Annotated in this window: 26 protein-coding genes; 3 read left to right on the top strand and 23 right to left on the bottom strand. The window is 44.6% G+C overall.

Annotated elements, in window-relative coordinates; genetic code table 11:
* Positions 1-2 precede the first annotated feature (2 nt).
* From WDB87_RS08640 to WDB87_RS08720, 17 genes are all read right to left on the bottom strand, one after another.
* A complete protein-coding gene (locus WDB87_RS08640) occupies positions 3-248 on the bottom strand; it encodes a hypothetical protein (RefSeq protein ID WP_337849636.1) in 246 nt (81 codons plus the stop codon).
* Positions 245-634: a 3TM-type holin gene (locus WDB87_RS08645; RefSeq protein ID WP_337849637.1), complete on the bottom strand. Its 390-nt coding sequence runs from the start codon at positions 632-634 to the stop codon at positions 245-247. Before WDB87_RS08645 ends, WDB87_RS08640 begins: the two co-directional genes overlap by 4 nt.
* A 2-nt stretch (positions 635-636) precedes the next feature.
* On the bottom strand, positions 637-1,188 hold the full coding sequence (locus tag WDB87_RS08650) for a pesticin C-terminus-like muramidase (RefSeq protein WP_337849638.1): 552 nt from the start codon (positions 1,186-1,188) through the stop codon (positions 637-639).
* A 2-nt stretch (positions 1,189-1,190) separates the two neighbouring features.
* Complete coding sequence (locus WDB87_RS08655) at positions 1,191-1,391, bottom strand: TraR/DksA C4-type zinc finger protein (protein ID WP_337849639.1); 201 nt, start codon at positions 1,389-1,391, stop codon at positions 1,191-1,193.
* Positions 1,392-1,403: 12 nt separating this feature from the next.
* Positions 1,404-1,853, bottom strand: a complete 450-nt coding sequence (locus WDB87_RS08660) for a phage protein (RefSeq protein ID WP_337849640.1) — start codon at positions 1,851-1,853, stop codon at positions 1,404-1,406.
* 11 nt (positions 1,854-1,864) lie between these two features.
* Positions 1,865-2,971 (bottom strand): DUF2586 domain-containing protein, encoded by a 1,107-nt coding sequence (locus tag WDB87_RS08665; protein WP_337849641.1) that lies wholly within the window; start codon positions 2,969-2,971, stop codon positions 1,865-1,867.
* A 4-nt stretch (positions 2,972-2,975) separates the two neighbouring features.
* Positions 2,976-3,725 (bottom strand): phage virion morphogenesis protein, encoded by a 750-nt coding sequence (locus WDB87_RS08670; RefSeq protein WP_337849642.1) that lies wholly within the window; start codon positions 3,723-3,725, stop codon positions 2,976-2,978.
* Entirely contained in the window at positions 3,725-4,207 is a 483-nt protein-coding gene (locus tag WDB87_RS08675; RefSeq protein ID WP_337849643.1) for a phage tail protein, read from the bottom strand. Before WDB87_RS08675 ends, WDB87_RS08670 begins: the two co-directional genes overlap by 1 nt.
* Entirely contained in the window at positions 4,207-4,500 is a 294-nt protein-coding gene (locus tag WDB87_RS08680; RefSeq protein ID WP_337849644.1) for a hypothetical protein, read from the bottom strand. Before WDB87_RS08680 ends, WDB87_RS08675 begins: the two co-directional genes overlap by 1 nt.
* Positions 4,490-4,786, bottom strand: coding sequence for a hypothetical protein (locus WDB87_RS08685; RefSeq protein ID WP_337849645.1), 297 nt, complete (start codon positions 4,784-4,786; stop codon positions 4,490-4,492). The genes WDB87_RS08680 and WDB87_RS08685 overlap by 11 nt, the downstream gene beginning before the upstream one ends.
* On the bottom strand, positions 4,783-5,355 hold the full coding sequence (locus WDB87_RS08690; RefSeq protein WP_337849646.1) for a hypothetical protein: 573 nt from the start codon (positions 5,353-5,355) through the stop codon (positions 4,783-4,785). The genes WDB87_RS08685 and WDB87_RS08690 overlap by 4 nt, the downstream gene beginning before the upstream one ends.
* The gene (locus tag WDB87_RS08695; protein WP_337849647.1) at positions 5,352-5,834 is read right to left on the bottom strand and encodes a phage tail protein; all 483 of its coding nucleotides are present in this window, start codon (positions 5,832-5,834) and stop codon (positions 5,352-5,354) included. Before WDB87_RS08695 ends, WDB87_RS08690 begins: the two co-directional genes overlap by 4 nt.
* Complete coding sequence (locus tag WDB87_RS08700) at positions 5,831-6,280, bottom strand: head completion/stabilization protein (RefSeq protein ID WP_337849648.1); 450 nt, start codon at positions 6,278-6,280, stop codon at positions 5,831-5,833. Before WDB87_RS08700 ends, WDB87_RS08695 begins: the two co-directional genes overlap by 4 nt.
* A gap of 113 nt (positions 6,281-6,393) precedes the next feature.
* A complete protein-coding gene (gpM, locus tag WDB87_RS08705; protein ID WP_337849782.1) occupies positions 6,394-7,104 on the bottom strand; it encodes a phage terminase small subunit in 711 nt (236 codons plus the stop codon).
* A complete protein-coding gene (locus WDB87_RS08710) occupies positions 7,053-7,601 on the bottom strand; it encodes a hypothetical protein (protein ID WP_337849649.1) in 549 nt (182 codons plus the stop codon). Before WDB87_RS08710 ends, gpM begins: the two co-directional genes overlap by 52 nt.
* A gap of 70 nt (positions 7,602-7,671) precedes the next feature.
* A complete protein-coding gene (locus tag WDB87_RS08715; RefSeq protein ID WP_337849650.1) occupies positions 7,672-8,700 on the bottom strand; it encodes a phage major capsid protein, P2 family in 1,029 nt (342 codons plus the stop codon).
* Between the two features lie 54 nt (positions 8,701-8,754).
* Entirely contained in the window at positions 8,755-9,678 is a 924-nt protein-coding gene (locus WDB87_RS08720; RefSeq protein ID WP_337849651.1) for a GPO family capsid scaffolding protein, read from the bottom strand.
* Between the two features lie 192 nt (positions 9,679-9,870).
* On the opposite strand from WDB87_RS08720, the gene WDB87_RS08725 reads away from it, so the two are divergent.
* Complete coding sequence (locus tag WDB87_RS08725) at positions 9,871-11,655, top strand: terminase large subunit domain-containing protein (RefSeq protein WP_337849652.1); 1,785 nt, start codon at positions 9,871-9,873, stop codon at positions 11,653-11,655.
* Positions 11,637-12,665 (top strand): phage portal protein, encoded by a 1,029-nt coding sequence (locus WDB87_RS08730; RefSeq protein ID WP_337849653.1) that lies wholly within the window; start codon positions 11,637-11,639, stop codon positions 12,663-12,665. The genes WDB87_RS08725 and WDB87_RS08730 overlap by 19 nt, the downstream gene beginning before the upstream one ends.
* Here the strand turns inward: WDB87_RS08730 and WDB87_RS08735 are convergent.
* Positions 12,662-12,913: a hypothetical protein gene (locus WDB87_RS08735; protein ID WP_337849654.1), complete on the bottom strand. Its 252-nt coding sequence runs from the start codon at positions 12,911-12,913 to the stop codon at positions 12,662-12,664. The genes WDB87_RS08730 and WDB87_RS08735 overlap by 4 nt on opposite strands.
* A 142-nt stretch (positions 12,914-13,055) precedes the next feature.
* Here WDB87_RS08735 and WDB87_RS08740 point away from each other — a divergent pair, with 142 nt between their 5' ends.
* Entirely contained in the window at positions 13,056-13,301 is a 246-nt protein-coding gene (locus WDB87_RS08740; protein WP_337849655.1) for an ogr/Delta-like zinc finger family protein, read from the top strand.
* A 133-nt stretch (positions 13,302-13,434) separates the two neighbouring features.
* On the opposite strand, the gene WDB87_RS08745 is transcribed toward WDB87_RS08740, so the two are convergent.
* The 5 genes from WDB87_RS08745 to WDB87_RS08765 all read right to left on the bottom strand — a co-directional run bounded on the left by WDB87_RS08745 (position 13,435) and on the right by WDB87_RS08765 (position 17,772).
* Complete coding sequence (locus WDB87_RS08745) at positions 13,435-13,620, bottom strand: hypothetical protein (RefSeq protein ID WP_337849656.1); 186 nt, start codon at positions 13,618-13,620, stop codon at positions 13,435-13,437.
* A gap of 76 nt (positions 13,621-13,696) precedes the next feature.
* Positions 13,697-14,083, bottom strand: coding sequence for a hypothetical protein (locus WDB87_RS08750; RefSeq protein WP_337849657.1), 387 nt, complete (start codon positions 14,081-14,083; stop codon positions 13,697-13,699).
* Positions 14,070-14,348 carry a hypothetical protein gene (locus WDB87_RS08755; RefSeq protein WP_337849658.1) on the bottom strand — a complete coding sequence of 93 codons (279 nt, stop codon included), beginning with the start codon at positions 14,346-14,348 and terminating at the stop codon, positions 14,070-14,072. The genes WDB87_RS08750 and WDB87_RS08755 overlap by 14 nt, the downstream gene beginning before the upstream one ends.
* Before the next feature lie 8 nt (positions 14,349-14,356).
* Complete coding sequence (locus WDB87_RS08760) at positions 14,357-17,494, bottom strand: replication endonuclease (RefSeq protein WP_337849659.1); 3,138 nt, start codon at positions 17,492-17,494, stop codon at positions 14,357-14,359.
* A complete protein-coding gene (locus WDB87_RS08765) occupies positions 17,491-17,772 on the bottom strand; it encodes a hypothetical protein (RefSeq protein ID WP_337849660.1) in 282 nt (93 codons plus the stop codon). Before WDB87_RS08765 ends, WDB87_RS08760 begins: the two co-directional genes overlap by 4 nt.
* Positions 17,773-17,776: the final 4 nt, after the last annotated feature.

Here is a 17,776-nt window from a genome sequence, read left to right on the forward strand (position 1 = left end):
GGTTAATCCTTAGATTTGGTTAATAGTTTTTCGAGTGTTTCAAATCCGTTTTGTAATTGGCGCTCCATGCGTTCGGTTAATTTGTCAAAATCGGTTTTAGTGGCGTAGGTTTCGGCCACATGGGTTTTATGATCGCTTAGCTCTTTGGCTGTATCTTTATTAGCTCGGCTTAGCGACACAATAATGGGCACTAACACGCTCAAAATTAAGGTGGCTGTTGATATTGCAACCATTATCCACTGCGTCATTTTGCTACTCCTTTAATTTTTTCGACTGTCCTTAAACTTGCTAGGCCAAGTAATGCGAGGGTTAATTCCATCATTACATCGGTTGGCAGCTCTGGTGTGCCAGCGTCTGGCATAATCCATTGCAGAATAGGGTTAATTAAAAACGTGAACAGAAAGCCAAAACCACATACCCACAGTAAAAATGGGCGAGCGCCCGCTACAAATGTTGAGCGGTGTTGTGCTGCATGGGTATTAGCCAGTGCTTGCATTAGCATTGGCTTTTGCTTAATTTCTGCTAAATCGTTGCTTAGCTGCTGGCGTTCTTCGTCTGATGTAAATAACGCATCACCCGCTTTGCCAATCGCTTCTATTGGGTTGCCACCCACTAAGTTTGATAACCAGCCCATAACTAGTGCCCTGCCTGTTTTAAGTAACTTGCTTCACGCCAGCGGCGCGTAGTGTATCGGTCGCCAAAATCAACAAGTTCTCTGATCATGGCTTGCGTGTTTTGCGTTATGGCCGTGCGCCAAAAGTTAGGGCAACGCTTTGCTAAATTGCCATACTGAAACGCCACCGATGCAATAACGGTTTGCATAGGTTCGCTTAGCTGTGCAAATTCAACCGTTGAGTGCTGGTTGTAAGTAGCAACTAGGTAATCAGTTGATTGCTGCTTTACACATAAATCAATGATGGTTGCTTCGTTTTCGTTAATGTTAAGCGGGTTTTGGTTGCAGGCTTTTAGTGCTTGCTCGCCTTTTAATAAGCAAAAGCGCTTTAATTTGTTAGCGATAAAGTCGGGTAATAAGTATTTAAGTGCGGCTTCATCGCATTGGCCAATATCAAAGCCGGTGGCAATAGTAACCCCCGAATTAGAATGTTTAGCATCGGGCACATAGCCGGTTAGCTGTGGGCCACCTTCCAGTGCGGCGATAAACTTAAAATTCACTTTGATATTGTTCATAATTACTCGCTTAACGATTGGCACGGTACACAACGTTGTACACCTTTTATGGCTTGTTGCCGTGCTTTGGGTATTGGGTCGCCGCACTCAATGCACTCCGTTGCACTGATAACGCGGCTGTTTTTAAGTCCTTTTAGGCGCTGATCAACAAAGCGTTGTTCAGCACGTTCCTGTGCAATGGTTAGGTGGTCTATAAAGTCCATTTACTAACTACCTTATTGCACTATGTTTTCTATTTCTTCGCTGCGCAGGTATGGCACACCGTTAATTTTTACAAAGTCGGGGTCGGTTACATCAAACGGAATTTTAAACAGGCTGGCGCTGCCGCCTTTTTTGTCTATGTCTAAAATATCGCTGAGCTTAATACGGCAACCAAAGGCTTCTACTTTCATTTCGTCTTGGCTGGTTTTGGCGTAAAACATAATGTCGAACGGTTCCATACCACGCCACGAACCGGCGCTTTTTGCAGCATCCGATATAAGCGCAAAGTTACTTGCGTTAACCGATAGCTCGCCGCTTGCTGCTACGTCGCCATCAACAAAGCCGTCGGGTACGCCACTGGTTTGGCTTACGGCGCTGTTGTCGGTAATAGCCAGTGATGCGGTGTCAACTTGGACCATAATGTCGCCCAAGTTCACGTTAAAATTCATTCCTGATAAACGCATGGTGAGTGCTCCTAGTTGCTGCTTAAATCAAGCAAAATGTTTACGGTAATTTCTTTTGGGCTGTTGTACGGACGCAGCACCATGTAAATAACCACGCTTTTATTGCTGGTCCATTCAATGGTTATGTCGCCTTCTACCGGTGGCTGTATTTCACCTGGGAACTGCGTGCCTAAAATAGTGGTGCTTTTGCTCATGGCGCGTAGTGGGCGCATAAAATACGCTTTGTTTAGCTCAATACTGTTTGGCGTTGAGTTAAGGGCGCGATTGGCAACACGGCGAATGGCAAGTACGCGCACTTCGCGACTGGCTTTGTGCACTGGGCGTAGGTGCTCAAGGTATTGGTAGTCGCCGCCTGTTGCGTCTAGCGTTTGGGCGTCGCTCCAATAGGTGCCTTCAAAGTCGCTGTACCACTGCGGCACGCTCATGCGGGCATTGGCTAGCGTTTCTAATGTGGCAAGTGATAGCGGGTCGCCGTTCGTATCAACCGGTGCTTCGCCTAACCCTAATACGCTGCCTGTTGCTACGCGCATTGGGCTGTCGGCAATGCTTACGCTGCGGTTACATAGTCGCCCTGCTAATATGCCTACGTTATTGGCGTGTAATTGCGGTACGGGTACGACTAAGTGCGCGGCAATATCGGCTTGTAGTGCAATGGTTGCGGCTTCATATTGCGACCATGTTTGTGTGGCTACATCAATACCTGGCACAGCAACCAATGCCGATACAAAACGGCCTAATGTGGCTTGCAATGACGTTAAATGATCATGAATATCTGTTAAGCCACCGCTAGTTGTTTGCTCATCACATACAACTATCATTTCAAAGCTTTGTACTTCGTTTGCGCGGTCAATGGCATCAATAATTGTTTCATCGTCAGCCAGTGGGTAAACTGCTGCCGTCCAGTTTTGGCCTGCGTTTAATTGCGCGGCAATGAGCTGTTCACGTAGTGGGCTGTCGGCAAATGAATCTTCAAGATCGGTTTGCGCGCCTACGCTGAATAATTGGCTTTCTTCATCTACTGAACCTGCACGGCCAACAAACAAGAAGTGTCGTTCAACACCTTGGATGTCGCCTTGCCCTAAATTCAGATTGTTAACTTGCACTTTACCTAGTGACATGGGTTTATCCTCTCATATCTTGTTTTTTGACTGTCCAACCGTAGTTGATACCTTGTAATACACGTTCAAATATTTTCTTTTGATCTACAGGTGTTGCACCTAAAAACTCACGGTGCGGTAGCTTTATTTGCCAAGTTCCCGAACCACTTGTTTTTTTTCCTTGTAATGAGCTAATTATTGCGCCAGCTTTGGCAAACGTAAGGTGTTTCAACGCCCATTTTTTTGTGATTCTCAGCGTTTTACCTTTTTCCAAATTTCCTTCTTTTTGCTCTTTAAGCGAATAAAATCTGGTAGCTTTCATTTTTACTATAAATTTAGCTTGGGCATCCGTTGCAGGTGATTTCTGGTCGATTCCATTTCTTTCCTGATAATTCTGCATAGCCATTTTATGCCTTGCTTTATCTCTAGTAATGGTTCTTCCTTCATTGTGCATTTTTGCTATAACACCCGAGTGGAAATTGCTTCTCCCTTTGTACCTTCTGGAAAAATACACATTTACATAATTAGGCTGTCCATCTACCGCTATCGTCTGCGGCAGCTTTTTAAACATTTTTTTCCCGCCTTTTTTACTTTTCTTTGGTGCCCATTTTTCTCCTTTAGGGCTCTCTTGTTTTCTAGCATTGGCTCTTGATTTTGTTCTTATTTCATTACCGACTCTTATCATGAAGCGTTTCCGCTTTTTAGCTGGCATACATGCCATTGCCAATTGCATGTCTATACTTTCGATGCCCTTGACTTCAATGCTGATACTCATTAATCAGCGTCCTTGGTTTGAAGCTCTGCGCTTTCCGCTATATTTATTGGTACTAATGAAATACGGTAACGCTCACCAAAATATCTAATCGGCCCCTGTTCGTCTGGCACTAATTCAATATCGTCAATCAGTTCTAATTCGATGGTTACTTGTGCGTGATCTTTGCTGATAATCGTAATGTCCAAGTCTGGGTCTGATAAGCTGTAGTCATCACGGTCTGAATCTTCCTCAATTAGCCAAACTGCTATCATGCCAAGTAGGTTATAAGGGTTAACTTTTCGGTGTGGGAATCTTTCAATTTCTATAACTGCGTCGTACTTCCATTTTGCTAACAAGCAACCATCAAGACCTAAATCTTCGGTGTTGATCATTAACTGCCCACCACCTTGCCACCCATCAATATCGTTAGTTTTTACGTATGGGTTCATACCTTGGAAAAGGTAGTCACATAATTGCTGTAGCTTGCTTATTGTTTGGCTCATTAAAGTACCTTTACACCTACGGTTATTTCGCTTGTGCCTTTAAAGGTAATTTTTACACCGGGTGCGTTTTCGTCGGTGTCGGTTGTCCAACCTGTGTAGTAAATACCTTCGCCACCGTCGAACGAGCTTGTTGGACCGTCGGTTTCGTGTACAAAAATAGGCACACCTGCTTTGTTTTGAATGCGCAGTGCAACACCTGGCGTTAACGGGTCGAACCCTGCTTGCTGGTTTAACAGTTCAAAAACATTGTTTTCAACGTTTGGCTGCAGTTTTATGTTTGGCCTATATTGCATGCTGTTCTTCCTGTGGGTTTAAGGTGTTTATTATTGCTTTGGCTGTTTTTAGGTCGCAAATAAACGGGCCTACTGCATTGCTTTGCATGGCGCTTAGTGTTTGCTCTGCCGTTAGCGTTTTAAATGTTGCGCTTGAGTATTCGGTTTTAAGCTTGGGTAAGTCTTCGTTTGTAAAAACGAGTAAGCGATAGTTGCCTACTAATGGCGCGTCGGGCCAACGAACTGACAATGACTGTTCCCAGCCAGCAGCGGTTACAAAGGCGTATAATTGGTATAGGTTTCTCATGGCTTCCTCCACACTGCATCTGTGTAATTTGGCATAAATGCGTTGACGTTGCCGACTGTGGCAAGCTGTGTTGCTCCTTGGGCCTTGTTAGTTAGGGGGATTTCATGAATTACAATGCCATTGCGTTTTATGATTAATTTTTTAATGTAACCACTGAGCTTTTCAAACCCCGACTCACTAGCGCCTAAAGTAGACAGCGTTCTATCAGTGCTGGTAATTATATAACTAAGATTATGTTCAATACCGCCTGTCGGAAAGTTTGTGACGTAATTAGTTACAAACTCACCGTCAAGATACAAATCTCCACCGACCTCTTCTATTGCATTGTTTGCTTGAACGTTTATTCTAAGCCCTGAACCACTTGCAAACCACTGCTTAGATGTGGCTGCTCCAGCATCTTTTGCTGTGTGAAATGAAATTTCATCACCGATCTCGAGTGCTATGGGTGGTGTTAGCTGCCAATACTGAGTCGCACTATCTAACTGCGCTACCCATTGCTCAACAACAACAGCTGCTTTGCGCTTTGCAAACCCTGCTTGGGCTAATATTGGTGAATATAAGCCGCTCACGATTGCCCCTTAATATTTACGTCTACGTCTTCGGCCACACTGATTGGCGCAAGCGATACGTAATAGCGCGCGCCGTTAAATAAAACAGGGCCGTTGTCGGCGGGTATTAGCTCTATGTCGTCAATTAGTTGCACGTCAATTAATACGGTGGCGTTATCTTTACTTACTACGTCTATGTCTATTTCGGGGTCGTCTAGGCCGTATTCGTCACGTGGCCAACTGCTATCGATTAAAAATGCGCCCACCATGGCAAGTAAGTTGTAAGGGTTTACTTTACGGTGCGGGAATTTTTCTATTGCGATTACGGCGGTGTGTTTCCATTTAGCAACTGCGTAGCCGTCTTGGCCTTTGTCTTCGCCGCTTATAATTAGTGTGCCGCGTTCTTGCCAGGCGTCTATGTTGTTGGTGTGAATAGCGCCTTTTAAACTTAAGTTTAAAAAGTCGGTTAATTGCTGCAATTGGGTAATGGTTTGGCTCATAACGTGTGCACTCCTGCGCGGCCAAGGCCAAGCAGTAAACGAATGCTACGGTTTGATTGCGCTAATATGGCGTCTTGCTGATCAACGCTATCGGCTTTGTTGTTGCCTGCGTCTTTTTGGTCAACCGCTGAAAAGTACCCCATTAAATCGCTATGCGAACGGGCGTACACTGCGCCACGGTAAACGCTTTGCTGTTTATCGTTAAAGTTAGGTACGCCGTTTGTTTGGGTGAAAGCAACGTCCGTGTTGTCTTTCATAATGTATTTAAGTATTTGCTGTTGTACTTCTAGTGCGCTGCGGTTTAATGAGTCGGCTATTACCGTTTCTTCGTAAAACTCTGGTATGCGTCGATGATCGCGAAACTCGCCAGTGCTTAGCGCTGGCCAGCCGCTTGCAGCATCTATTTCAATGCTGTTTTGTGCTGTTGCTTCAAATCCAAATGACATACCGCATACCTTGTTCAATAAATTAGGTTCAGTGCAGTTAGCGTCGACGCGGTTATTAACGATCGCCCGTTAAACGCTCGGCTAGTGCACTGGAGGGTTGGGAGTAATGGCTATTACTGAGCATTTAGCTCGGCAATGGCTCTTAATCTCATGGCTATTTTGTTTCGTACTGTTTTAACGCCTGCGTGTTTATGTAGCTCTGCGGCTTTGGCTAAGTAGCCATCTGCTTGTTGGAGCCTTTGCACGTCGCCGACATGCGATGGCGAAACATCGCCGTTTTTGCTGCGCAGTAACGCAAGGCCCGCAAACTTGTAGTACTTAGCGGTAAGTTGCTCAGGTAATTTCCACGTGTTCGCAACGCACTTAAACACTTGGCCAAAATACGGTTCAATGCTGTTGCCTTTTTCAGCTTGGGTGTCTGCCCAATCAAAAACAGTGTCGGCAATAAAACCAGGCCACTGGCGGCGTATGCTGCTAGCCATGGGCTGATTGAGTTCAATGGCTCTAAAGCCAAACTCAATGCCACGGCTGAGGTCGCCAATATCAAATAACCACACAGTGCAATAAGCAAAAATAGGATTGTCTTCATTTTGTTTACCCTTTTTATTCAAGTATTCGTCAACTATTGGCAACCACTTTGGCAATAACACATCACGTTTGTGGGCTATTTTGTCGGCGCGAGTTACAAAGCTTTTTAAGCGCTTTAAGTCGTCTTCTAATTCAATGAGCTGTAAGTGCAGGCTTGGGGCGTATTGCCCTTTGCCTGTTAAGCTTACTTTTTCGAGCTGTTTTTTGGCTTGGTTTTGCTCTTTGAATTGGAGGATTTTGGCGCCGCCGACGGCTTTTTTAGCTCTTCAACCGTATCGGCCAAGGCGCTATTTGCGGCGTTAATATCATCGGCTTGGTAGGCTAAATCGCTGGCAGCATCGCTTGCTTTATCTGCGGCGCTTTCAATGTCGCCTGCGGCATTGCTTGCACTGTTAATGCTTTCGTTTAGCTCGTCGGTTGCATCTATAACGGGGAAAACATCAATGTCTTCAATGCTGCCTTTTTCATCAAGGGTGACGTCTGCAAAGGCGGTTTTGCCTTCGCTTTCAGCGGCGGGATCAAAACCTAAATCAAAAAATTTAATGTTTTGGTCAACGTATTGTTGGGCGGTTTCAATGGCTTTTGATTCGTCGCAACCTAGCAACTGCGCGAGCAATTTAAGCGCGGTGTTTTGTTGGGTAATGGTGATTTGCGCATTACCCGTTGTTGCTTTGGTTCCGCCTTTGGCTTTTGAAGCTAGGCGGCGTTTTTTAAAATTAGCAATGGCACTCATGGCGTTTACCTTTTAATGAATGAGTTAATTGCTAGGCGGTTAGGCCTAGCAATGCGTTTTCCAATCGCGCTTAAGCGTCTGGTGCTGCACCAATGTTCATGGCGCTTTCGTCAACGGCTGCATACGCTTCAAACTCTTCGAGTGCGTAGCCTTCGTTACGCCAGTACTTGTCTTCGTACTGCTTGCGGTCTTCAACATTTTCAGACTTACGGTGTGATGTGCCGCGCTGCGTATAAATATGCAAGTTGCTTAGCATCGTTACTACAATGCGTTTACCCGGGAAGAACGGCGGCGTGTAGGCGCGCATGCCGCCAATGTTTTTATCCATTTGCTGTGCGGCCACGCGTTCGCTTGGCTTGTCAGCTTGGTTCATTAACTTGGTTTGGGCAGTGGCCGTAAGGTCGCTACCAACTAGCACCACTAGGCGCGGGTCGTTACGTAATGATGGGTGAATAAATGTATTTTTAAGCTCGGTAACAATGGCGTCTAGCGTTTTGTATTCGCCATCTTTAAGCGCTTGTGTTGCATCTGGGTTAAAGTAAATTGGGTCTGTCATGATTTGATCAGGCGATTCTTCTTTAACAATTTGATGCCAGCCTTTGTTTACATCTTCGCCCAATGGGTTTGCAACTGGGTCTGATGTAGCGGCGATTGATGTACCATTAAAACCAACGCGCAGCATATCGAGTGCAAAGCGGTGCGTTGCGTTGTCATTCATTTTTTTCATGAACTCATTTTGGTTACCGGCATTACCCCATGCAGACAAAAGCGCCCATGGAAGCGCTGAACATGAATCGGTTTCTGTAAGCTGGTATTTAAAGCCGCCAACGCCTTGTTCCGATGTAAAACGGCCACCGGCTTTACGGCCTGTCGCAATACCGTAGTTACCTACTTTTACTACTTGGCCACTTAGCTGATCGACTGGGATAGTGCTGATCATGCGCAGGAACTCGACCGACTCTAAAAGCGCGGAACGTAGTTTGGTTTCCATTGGTGCTGTTACTGCAAACTGTTTAGTTACGTCTTCAACACCAAATGATTTAGCTAGTTGCGCTGAGTATTGTTTTAAAAACCCAGCGGCTATTTGATTTAATTGCATGCGTTATCTCGCTCTGTTATGCATTAATAAAGGTAAACGTGGTTATGCGTTTGGTTAAACCAGGTCTACGGTTTCGCCGCCTGCTGGGTCAGGCTCTTGGCCGCTTTGCTCTTGGCTAAGGGCGTTAAATTTGTTTTCTATGCCGTCTACCTTTTTACTAAAGCCGTCCATTTTTTCCATTAACTGGCTAAATTGCTCAGCGGTTACGCCTGCTGCGGGTGTATCACCTTCTGGCTCGTCTTCTGGCTCTTCAACTGGCGGGGTTTCTTCGCCTTCAGGCTTGCTGAATTTAGTTTCAAGGTCAGTCACCTTGGCTTCTATTCCTTCAAACTTGCCTATTAGGGCGTCAAACTGTTCTTGTTTCATGGTGTCTTCCTCGGTGATTTCATCTTGCTGATCGGCTGGCTGCTGATCACTAGAAAATAGACTTGCCATTTGGGCAAACAAATTCATAAATTTTGATTGTTTATCGCTTGGCGTGGGGTTGCTTGGTTCGCTATCGGTGGTAATAAAGTCACTGTGTTGTAGCGTTTCGAGTTGGCTATATTCGTGATCAGCTTCATTATCACCAATAGAGAATTTTAAGCGGCTGGTGCCTGAACTGGCTGGCGAGTCGGTAACGGCAAGGCCTTGTAAGTAGCAGCGCCCTTCGCTTTTGTAATCGGGGTTTGGCTCAATCGACATAAACAGCTTTTGGCCGTCTTTGTTGGCAGCTAGTAGGTAGTCGTTAGCGGTGATTTTTACAAACAGGCGTAATTTGCCACCTTGTTTAGCAGCTTTTACTTCGTCAACGGTGCCCCAGTTTTTACCCTCGCTTGGGCCCCAGCTTGAACGAAAATGCTCAGGCCAAATAAGCGCGGTGTATTCGTCAGGTGAATACGATGCGGCCATTTGATTAATCCATTCTTTTGAAATGGTTCGACCGTCTACCGTTGCGCCTTCTGTTGCTGCAATTACCCAACCTGATTGCTTTGCCATTACTTGCTTACCGCGTTACTTAATATTTAAACGCAGCATAGCCATAAAAAAAGGCTGAATACATTGGTTAGCTTTTTACAAATTCCTAGATTGAGGTTTTAGGAAACATGAGGGTTTTTAAGCGGTTATAAGCTTATTGTAAACCAATACACTGTGCTCACTTATCAATTATATGAGCACTTATATTAAGCAATGGCTTATTCATCTGAAATACGCGAAGCAGCAAAACGGCTTTATTTGCGCCACCATACCCCCGACGAAATACGCGCGGAACTGGGGTTACCAAATAACCGTGTTATTTACTATTGGGCCGATAAATACAATTGGCGCGATATGCTGCGCGAGGAAGACGTAGACGAAGCTATTGCACGCCGCATTTTAATACTTACCGATGTAAGCGATAAAACAGGCAACCAAATAAAAGAGCTCGACATGCTAATAGAAAAGCATGTGAAGCTTAAAAAGCAACGCGCCCAGCAAGAAAAAGCAGCGCAGGCAGAGCAACCCCACGGCACAAACCAACCCAGTAATAAAAACAATAATCGCGGCGGTACCGACAGTAAAAAAAGCAAAGGCCGTAAGCGTAAAAATGATGTTAGTCATTTAACCGCTGAGGATTTTGGCACCTGGTACGACTCGTTATTTGAATACCAAAAAACGATGCACGAAAATTTGCATCAGCGTATTCGTAATATTTTAAAAAGCCGCCAAGTTGGTTTTACATATTACGCAGCGGGTGAAGCGTTTAAAGATTCTGTATTAAATGGCGACCCACAAATATTCCTCTCAGCGAGTCGCGCTCAAGCTGAGGTATTCCGCAGTTATATCATTGCCATTGCGCAAGAGTTTTTTGAAATAGAGCTAACCGGTAACCCCATTACTTTACACACCGCCCATGGCGATGCCGAATTACGCTTTTTAAGTACTAACAGCAAAACCGCACAAAGTTACCACGGCCATGTATATGTAGATGAGTACTTTTGGATTGGTAAGTTTAACGAGCTAAACAAATTAGCCAGCGCAATGGCCACGCACAAAAAGTGGCGTAAAACGTATTTTTCAACCCCATCGACTAAAGCGCACCCTGCTTATACGTTTTGGACGGGTGATCATTGGCGACAAGGCCGCGCCGAACGCGAAGAGATTGAGTTTCCCAGCTTTGATGAATTACGCGATAACGGCAGGCTGTGCCCCGATAAACAATGGCGCTTTGTAGTTACCATTGAAGATGCTTTGCGCGGCGGCTGTGAGTTGTTCGACATTGACGAGTTGCGCGACGAATACAACGCTGATGATTTTAATAACCTGTTTATGTGCATTTTTGTGGACGATGCCGACAGTATATTTAAATTCAGCGACCTTGAAAAAGCCATGGTGGATGCCACCCGCTGGCAAGATCACAAACCCAATGCCGCACAACCATTTGGTAACCGTGAGGTATGGCTGGGTTACGACCCCTCGCGCACCCGCGATAACGCCGCTTTAGTGGTGGTTGCCCCACCTGAAAAAGCCGGTGAAAAATTCAGAATACTTGAAAAACACTATTGGCGCGGTATGAACTTTTCGCACCATGTGAGTGAAATTCAAAAAATTTATGCCAAATACCGCGTTACTTATATTGGTGTAGATACCACAGGCATTGGCGCGGGGGTGTTTGACTCAATAAGCACGCTGTACCCACGTGAAGCCACCGCCATACATTACAGCGTGGGCAGTAAAACCCGCTTAGTACTTAAAATGATAGACCTTATTGAAGGTGGCCGACTTGAATGGGATGCATCCCATAAAGACATTGCTATGAGCTGCCTTTCAATACGCCGCACCAGTACCGACTCGGGCGGCGCCATAACCTTTAAAGCCAGCCGCGATAACACCATAGGCCATGCAGACGTATTTTTTGCTATTAGCCACGCTGTTATTAACGAACCCCTTAACCATGCACATAAGAGAAAATCACGATGGACCATGCAGAATTAGACCAAAACGCTGAGCAGTTAACCCAGCAATCAACAAAACAAAATGCGCCCGTTGTGTTTGGCTTGCCTGAGCAAGTAATGCCCGACATGTGGCTAACCGATTATGACTCACTATTTTATAACGATACCGACCAGTATTGGGAACCACCTGTAGACCGCCATTTATTAGCCAACTTAACCCGCCGAAATGCCCAGCACGGCGGCATAGTGCAAAGCCGTGCCAATATGGCAGCAAGTCGTTTTATTAGTGGTGGTATGAGTGCGCAGCAAGTGCAAGCAGGCTTTTTAAACCTGGTGCAATTTGGTGATGTGGCACTACTTAAAATACGCAATGGTTTTGGGCAAATTGTAAGGCTGTTTCCGCTGCCTAGTTATCGTACCCGCGTTGGCGGTGATGGTGGCGCAGTGGTGCTTGAGCGCAATAGCCAAGTTAAAAAATATAAAAAGCGCGACATTATTTGGGTTCGCCAGTACGACCCAGTGCAACAAGTGTACGGCTTAGCCGATTACTTAGGTGGTTTACAGGCTACGTTATTAAATGAAGACGCGACCTTGTTCCGCCGTAAATACTTTTTAAACGGCGCGCACATGGGCTTTATTATGTACGCGACTGATCCTAACTTAGACCCTGACATTGAAGACGATATAAAAGAAAAAATACAAGACAGTAAAGGCGTGGGTAACTTCCGCTCGCTGTTTGTAAACATACCCAACGGTAAAGAAAAAGGCTTACAAATAATACCCGTGGGTAATTTTGAAAGTAAAGATGAATTCATGAACGTTAAAAACGTATCGGCGCAAGATATATTAAATGCTCACCGTTTCCCGCCGGGCTTAGCGGGAATTATTCCAGCTAACAATGCAGGCCTTGGCGACCCGACCAAATACGATGCTATGTATTTTAAAAACGAGACAAAACCGCTTATTAAATTAATGATGGATGAAGTAGCGCGCGACCCTGAAATAGGCAGTAAGTTGCAGCTTAATTTTGATTTAGAGCCGAGTGCTTAATATTGGATTGGTGAGGCGTCGTGTTCTTTAATTTTTTCGACTAATTCGGCATAGGTATTTAAGGTTTTTAATGCCCGCGATAAATTTGGCGCGGGCACGTTATTTAACAGTGCAGCGTTGTTTTTACTTAGCCCTTTTACTAGATGATCACTTGCTGCGGCTTTTATGTCGTCGCTTTTAATTTTACACATAGCAAATAACAAGTTTAATCGCTCTTGTGTTTGTGATCCTTTATATAAATATTGCATGTAAAACCCTTAAATTATTTATCACTTAAGTGATAATTAATTTATTTTAGAATTATACCCACTATTTGTAAATGCTTATTTGTTATGCATAAAAGCACTGTATATAATAACAGTGTGTTTTTATTAACGATTGGTGAATATTATGGCGCGGGTTACTTGTCCAAATTGCGAAGCTAAAGCAACAGTTACATCACGCGAAAAGCAAAGCGCCCATGTTGTTAATTTATATTGTTCGTGTACTAATACTAAAGAATGCGGGGCTACGTTTCGTATTACCCAATCGTTTGATCACTTCTTAAACCCGCCTTGTAAAACCACCGCACAATTAGCCGCTTCATTAATTAAAACATTACCGCGTGAAGAACAATTAGAACTTATTGGCCTTTAGCCCTTACTTTATTACAGGCATGAAAAAACCCACAAATGTGGGTTTACAAATGAAAATCTATTTGCCTTTCGGCACTTTTAAACTTAGCTGGATTTGATAGGTTTGCAAGTTTATTCAATAACTAATTGCATCGTTAAGTTAATGATTTTTGCAGCGCGTTGAAAAATGCTTGAGCTGCTATCCTGTTTTCAATATGTGTAGCTGATGTTTTTAAAATGCATGCAGCTTGAATACCTTCAACTCCTCGGCCTTTTAAGTACTCAATTACGTCTGCTGCTACTTCAAGTTCTTGCTTTTGGGTTAGTTGATTATTTGACATTTTTCTGCTCGCTTTGCTTTGGTTTAACAACTGAGTGAAATACCCAGTTGCGGCGCTTAACGGTTGGTTTCATGGTTCACCATAATTCGCTTAATTCTTTTTCTAACTGCTTTTGTGCTAAGCGCTCTTCTAACAGCTCGCGGGTTGATTTGCTGCGCTGCTGATATTGTGGGCGTGGTTCTTGGTTTTCGTGGTGCGGTATTTTTGCAGGGGCGCTCACTGTTTTAGGTGACACAATGCGCGCTTTTTTAGTGCGTGGTTTAGTTTCACCAGTGCGAGCTTTATAGATTTTACGTTCACAGCCACAACCTTGAACTAGGCCTAAGTTATCTTTTCGTACTACGCGAGTGGTACCGCATACGCATTTACACATAAAATGCTGCACCCCGCGGTTGCGGCGATCTTCGTTTAATACTGTCCAGTTGTTGAAAACGTCACCCGCTTTTACTTTACCTGTGGCCATGGCTGTTCTCCTTTTGTTTTGGTTGTGGTCTGTTGGTTACTGCAAACACATCGGCGTTAGGTTCTTGCCGATAGCCGGTGCAAATTTCGGTGGCAAATACGCTGTTATCGGTTTTACCGCATTGGCCGTATTGGGTTTTAGGCGCGGGCTTATCGAATTTAGTAATAAATGGGCTGTGCTGATCCTCTGCATACCCTTTTGGGCAAAACGCCTGGCAACTAATACATGCCTTTGGCATGAGTACTTTTGAAATTTGAATAGTCATATTTTCTCCTACGCCATTAAGTCGATTGACCACCAATCGTTATCGCTGATTGCTGATGCTTCACCAGCTAGAACAAGCCTAGCCATTTCAAGGTCGCCAATTACATCAGCGTGACCGTGTTTAAATTGGGTGCTTGATGGCGCGGTTCGGCCATCAAGTTCGGCATACATTGTTGCTAAGTCGTATAGCTCACGGGCATATGCAATTTGTTGCTCTGTTGGGTTTAGCGTTATTTGCTTTTTAGGTTTTTCCATATCGAGCTTTTCAAAGCTGTGCAGTTCGCGCTCTTGCAGGTGGTAAACGCGGTTACCAATAACCACAATACCGCCTTGGTTAAGGGTGCTTATTTGTGCAGGGGTAAAGTCACTGATCTTATTTTTACACGGTACTGATGTTTGCTCGTCTGCTGGGGTGGCTTTTTTGGCTTCGGTGCGGGCTATTTCGTCAATAGCTAGGCGGCGCTGCTCTTGGCGCTGCGCTTTTTCGTCTAATGTGACTAAATGGCCGTCTTTTATTAGGTAAATAAGGCCGTTATTTTTAACCCGCTTACCTGCTAACAGATCCTTCTTAACGCTTGCGATCTGTTTTTTTGTAAAACCGATCATATCTAGCAATAATTCGTCTGTATGCCCTACAGCTAAAGGCGTACGATTATTCCCACTAGTCCAAGATAGGTCGGCTGTGCCGACGTTGTTAGCATCCTGCCCACCAATTACGGTGGTGTTGTTATTAGCTGCGGTGCCTATGGTTTGCTTAGACCAGGTATGAACTCGAGTCACTAACGTACAAAGCCCAAAGGTGTCTTCAACGCCTTTTAGGGTTTTAGTAAATTCGGCGTATTGGTTGCCGTATTCGGTATGCTGGTAGGCAGGTTTAAAGCGCGCATCGCGACCAATACCAAAGCCACCCATTAAAGTAACAAAAGTTTTAAAGTCGCCTTTGTCGGCGGCTTGGCGTACTTGTTCTAATTGCTCGTTGCCTTGTACCTCTTCGCGCACTCGGCGCAACTCGCGCCAAATGGTAATAGAAGGTGATTTTTGAAACTGGAATTGCCTAATGCCCCACGTGCTGGCCCATGCTTTAACCGGGTTAACCGCTTGGGTTAGCTTTTCGCCTGTTTCGGCGTCGTATTCATTTGCCAGTGCAAAGCCATCTATATTTTTACTTACATACTTAGCAACATAAGCCGCTGCCCCGCCTGTTTTTTTGCCGTCTTTATCTACGGTAGCAGGTAACATTTTAATGGCGGTATAACGTGGCCCGCTTGGTGTGTAGTCTTTTTTAGGTTCGCGGGTGTAAATACCTTTTGATTTATTTAAACCCCAAATACGGCGCGCTTTTGTATAGCGTGCGCGTAATGCTTTGCGGTTTTTAAAACGCTGAAAAAATACCTCACGGTCGTCGCGGGTAAAGTAGCGGCGTAGTATGTGGTTAACTTTGTCGTAGTAACGTGCTGGCATCCATAAAAGCATGTGCCAGTGAGTGCAACCGTCTGCATGCGGCTCAGCTACACGAATACCAAAGTACGGTATTTCTTCGCGGTCTAATTTAGCGCGTGCTTGTGAGTAAAGTTTATTTAAATAATTACTTGCATCTTTTGGGGTTGAGCCATCCCAATTACGTGAATTTGCATGAAAACGGCTAGGCGCTGTAATGTTATAAAAACCACCTGTGTAACCCATTTCATCGGCGAGTTCTTCGGTTTCGCGTATGCGTAGCATTAGCTCGTTACGCATGTTTTCTGGGTTGGCAACGCCTGCTTCAACCGCTTTCATTAGCGATATAACATCGCTTTGTTCGTTTACTAATTCTAGGCTTTCTAGGTAGCGCTGGCCGCGTTCGCGGTTTGTGGTGTATTCGGCCACGGCTTGTTTAGAGCAGTACGCACTTATGCCACGGCGCTTGGTGGTTTTAGCGCCTTTTTTATCGGTACTGGTAAATAAATCGCGGCCCACTTCACCGGTGGCAATTTCTAGGTGCTCAAGGTAACGGCTACGAATAGTTTTAAGCTTACGCGCCCACCATTTATGATCTTGCGCTTTTAAAAGCGCTACTTCGGCATCGGGTACGGTTAAGTAATCGCCCTTTTCGGCAAACTGTAATTGCACCGTAAATTGTGCGGCGTATTCGTTAACGCTTGCGTGTATATCGGTTGCATCCCACGAGGGTTGCTCTTTTGCAAGGTCGGCGATAATTTCGGCCACTTGCATTGCCAATACATTTGCATGTTTTTTGGTTTTATCGGCATTGGCTAATATGTGCCAAGGTAATGGCATGGTGTCGGTAATGTGCTTAAGTATTTTTAAGCGTGGCGCTAATGTTTTTACTGTACGACGTAACCAGCTGTTTGCTTTTTGCTGTTTGCGAATTGCCGTTACGGTAAGTTGTGCTTTGCTTTGTGCTGTGTTGTTGCCTGTAAAGTCGTAATGTTTACGGCTGGCATTAATGAGCCGCTCGTTATATTGCGCGTTTGTTTCGTTTTGTGTTTGGCCTGCGTTTTTAAGGTTGGCGCTGTATTTATCAATAAAGCGCTTAGCTACACGCATTTGCAGCGGTTTAGGCACTTTGCTTAAACAGTCGTAAACAAACTCGACCTCTTCTGCGTCATCAATTGCATTAATAACCGACATAGCCGATTTAGACACCTGCTCGCCAACCTGCTGCTGTAAATGCTGGCTTGGGGCAGGTTGTGGCTTTTTTACGTTGCGTTGTTTGTGTGCAAATTCCATATTGCGGGCTGTTTGGCGCACAAAGCTGGCTTGTATGCTAGGTGCGCGGCCGCTTTCAATAATGTCTTTTACAATGTAATTATGAATATTATTGTTATGCACTTTTTTAAGCGCGGCTTTAGCGGCTGCACTTATTTTTAAGTTTGTTACATCAATGCGGTGTTCAATACTTTTAAGCTCATCATAAAGCCAAGCGTTTGCTTTTTCGCTTGGGTTTATGGGCTCGTTTTTATACCAGGCATCACTCGGTGGGGTAATTTTAGCAAGGTACTGCTTAACCATTTTATATTGGCTGTACGCAGTAAAACGGCCAAGGCCGTTTACTAATGTTGTGCGGTGGTCAATGTCGTCAACGGCCTTAACCAATGTTAAAGCCGCTTTACATACATCAAAGTTTACAATGGGCCATATGCTCATTTTGACAGCTCTATTTCCATTGGCTCGCCACCAATTTGCACAGCATTTAATGCAATGCTCATTTGGCTATAAACGCTTTCAAAATTAACGTCGTCGTCAGCAATCATTTTTACGATTGGTAGCAAGTCGGTTAGCGTGTCTTCGCACTGCATTAGCATGTGTACAGTGCTACGCTTGTTTAAAAGGCGAATTGTAAAATTTACTTGCTCAATAGTGTGTAAAACAATATTTAGTATTAACTGTTTTTTAGATAGATCTTGGTCTTTGATTGTGTTCATTTTT

The sequence above is a fragment of the Pseudoalteromonas sp. C12FD-1 genome (genome assembly GCF_037414265.1).
In the GTDB taxonomy this organism is placed as follows: Bacteria; Pseudomonadota; Gammaproteobacteria; order Enterobacterales; family Alteromonadaceae; genus Pseudoalteromonas.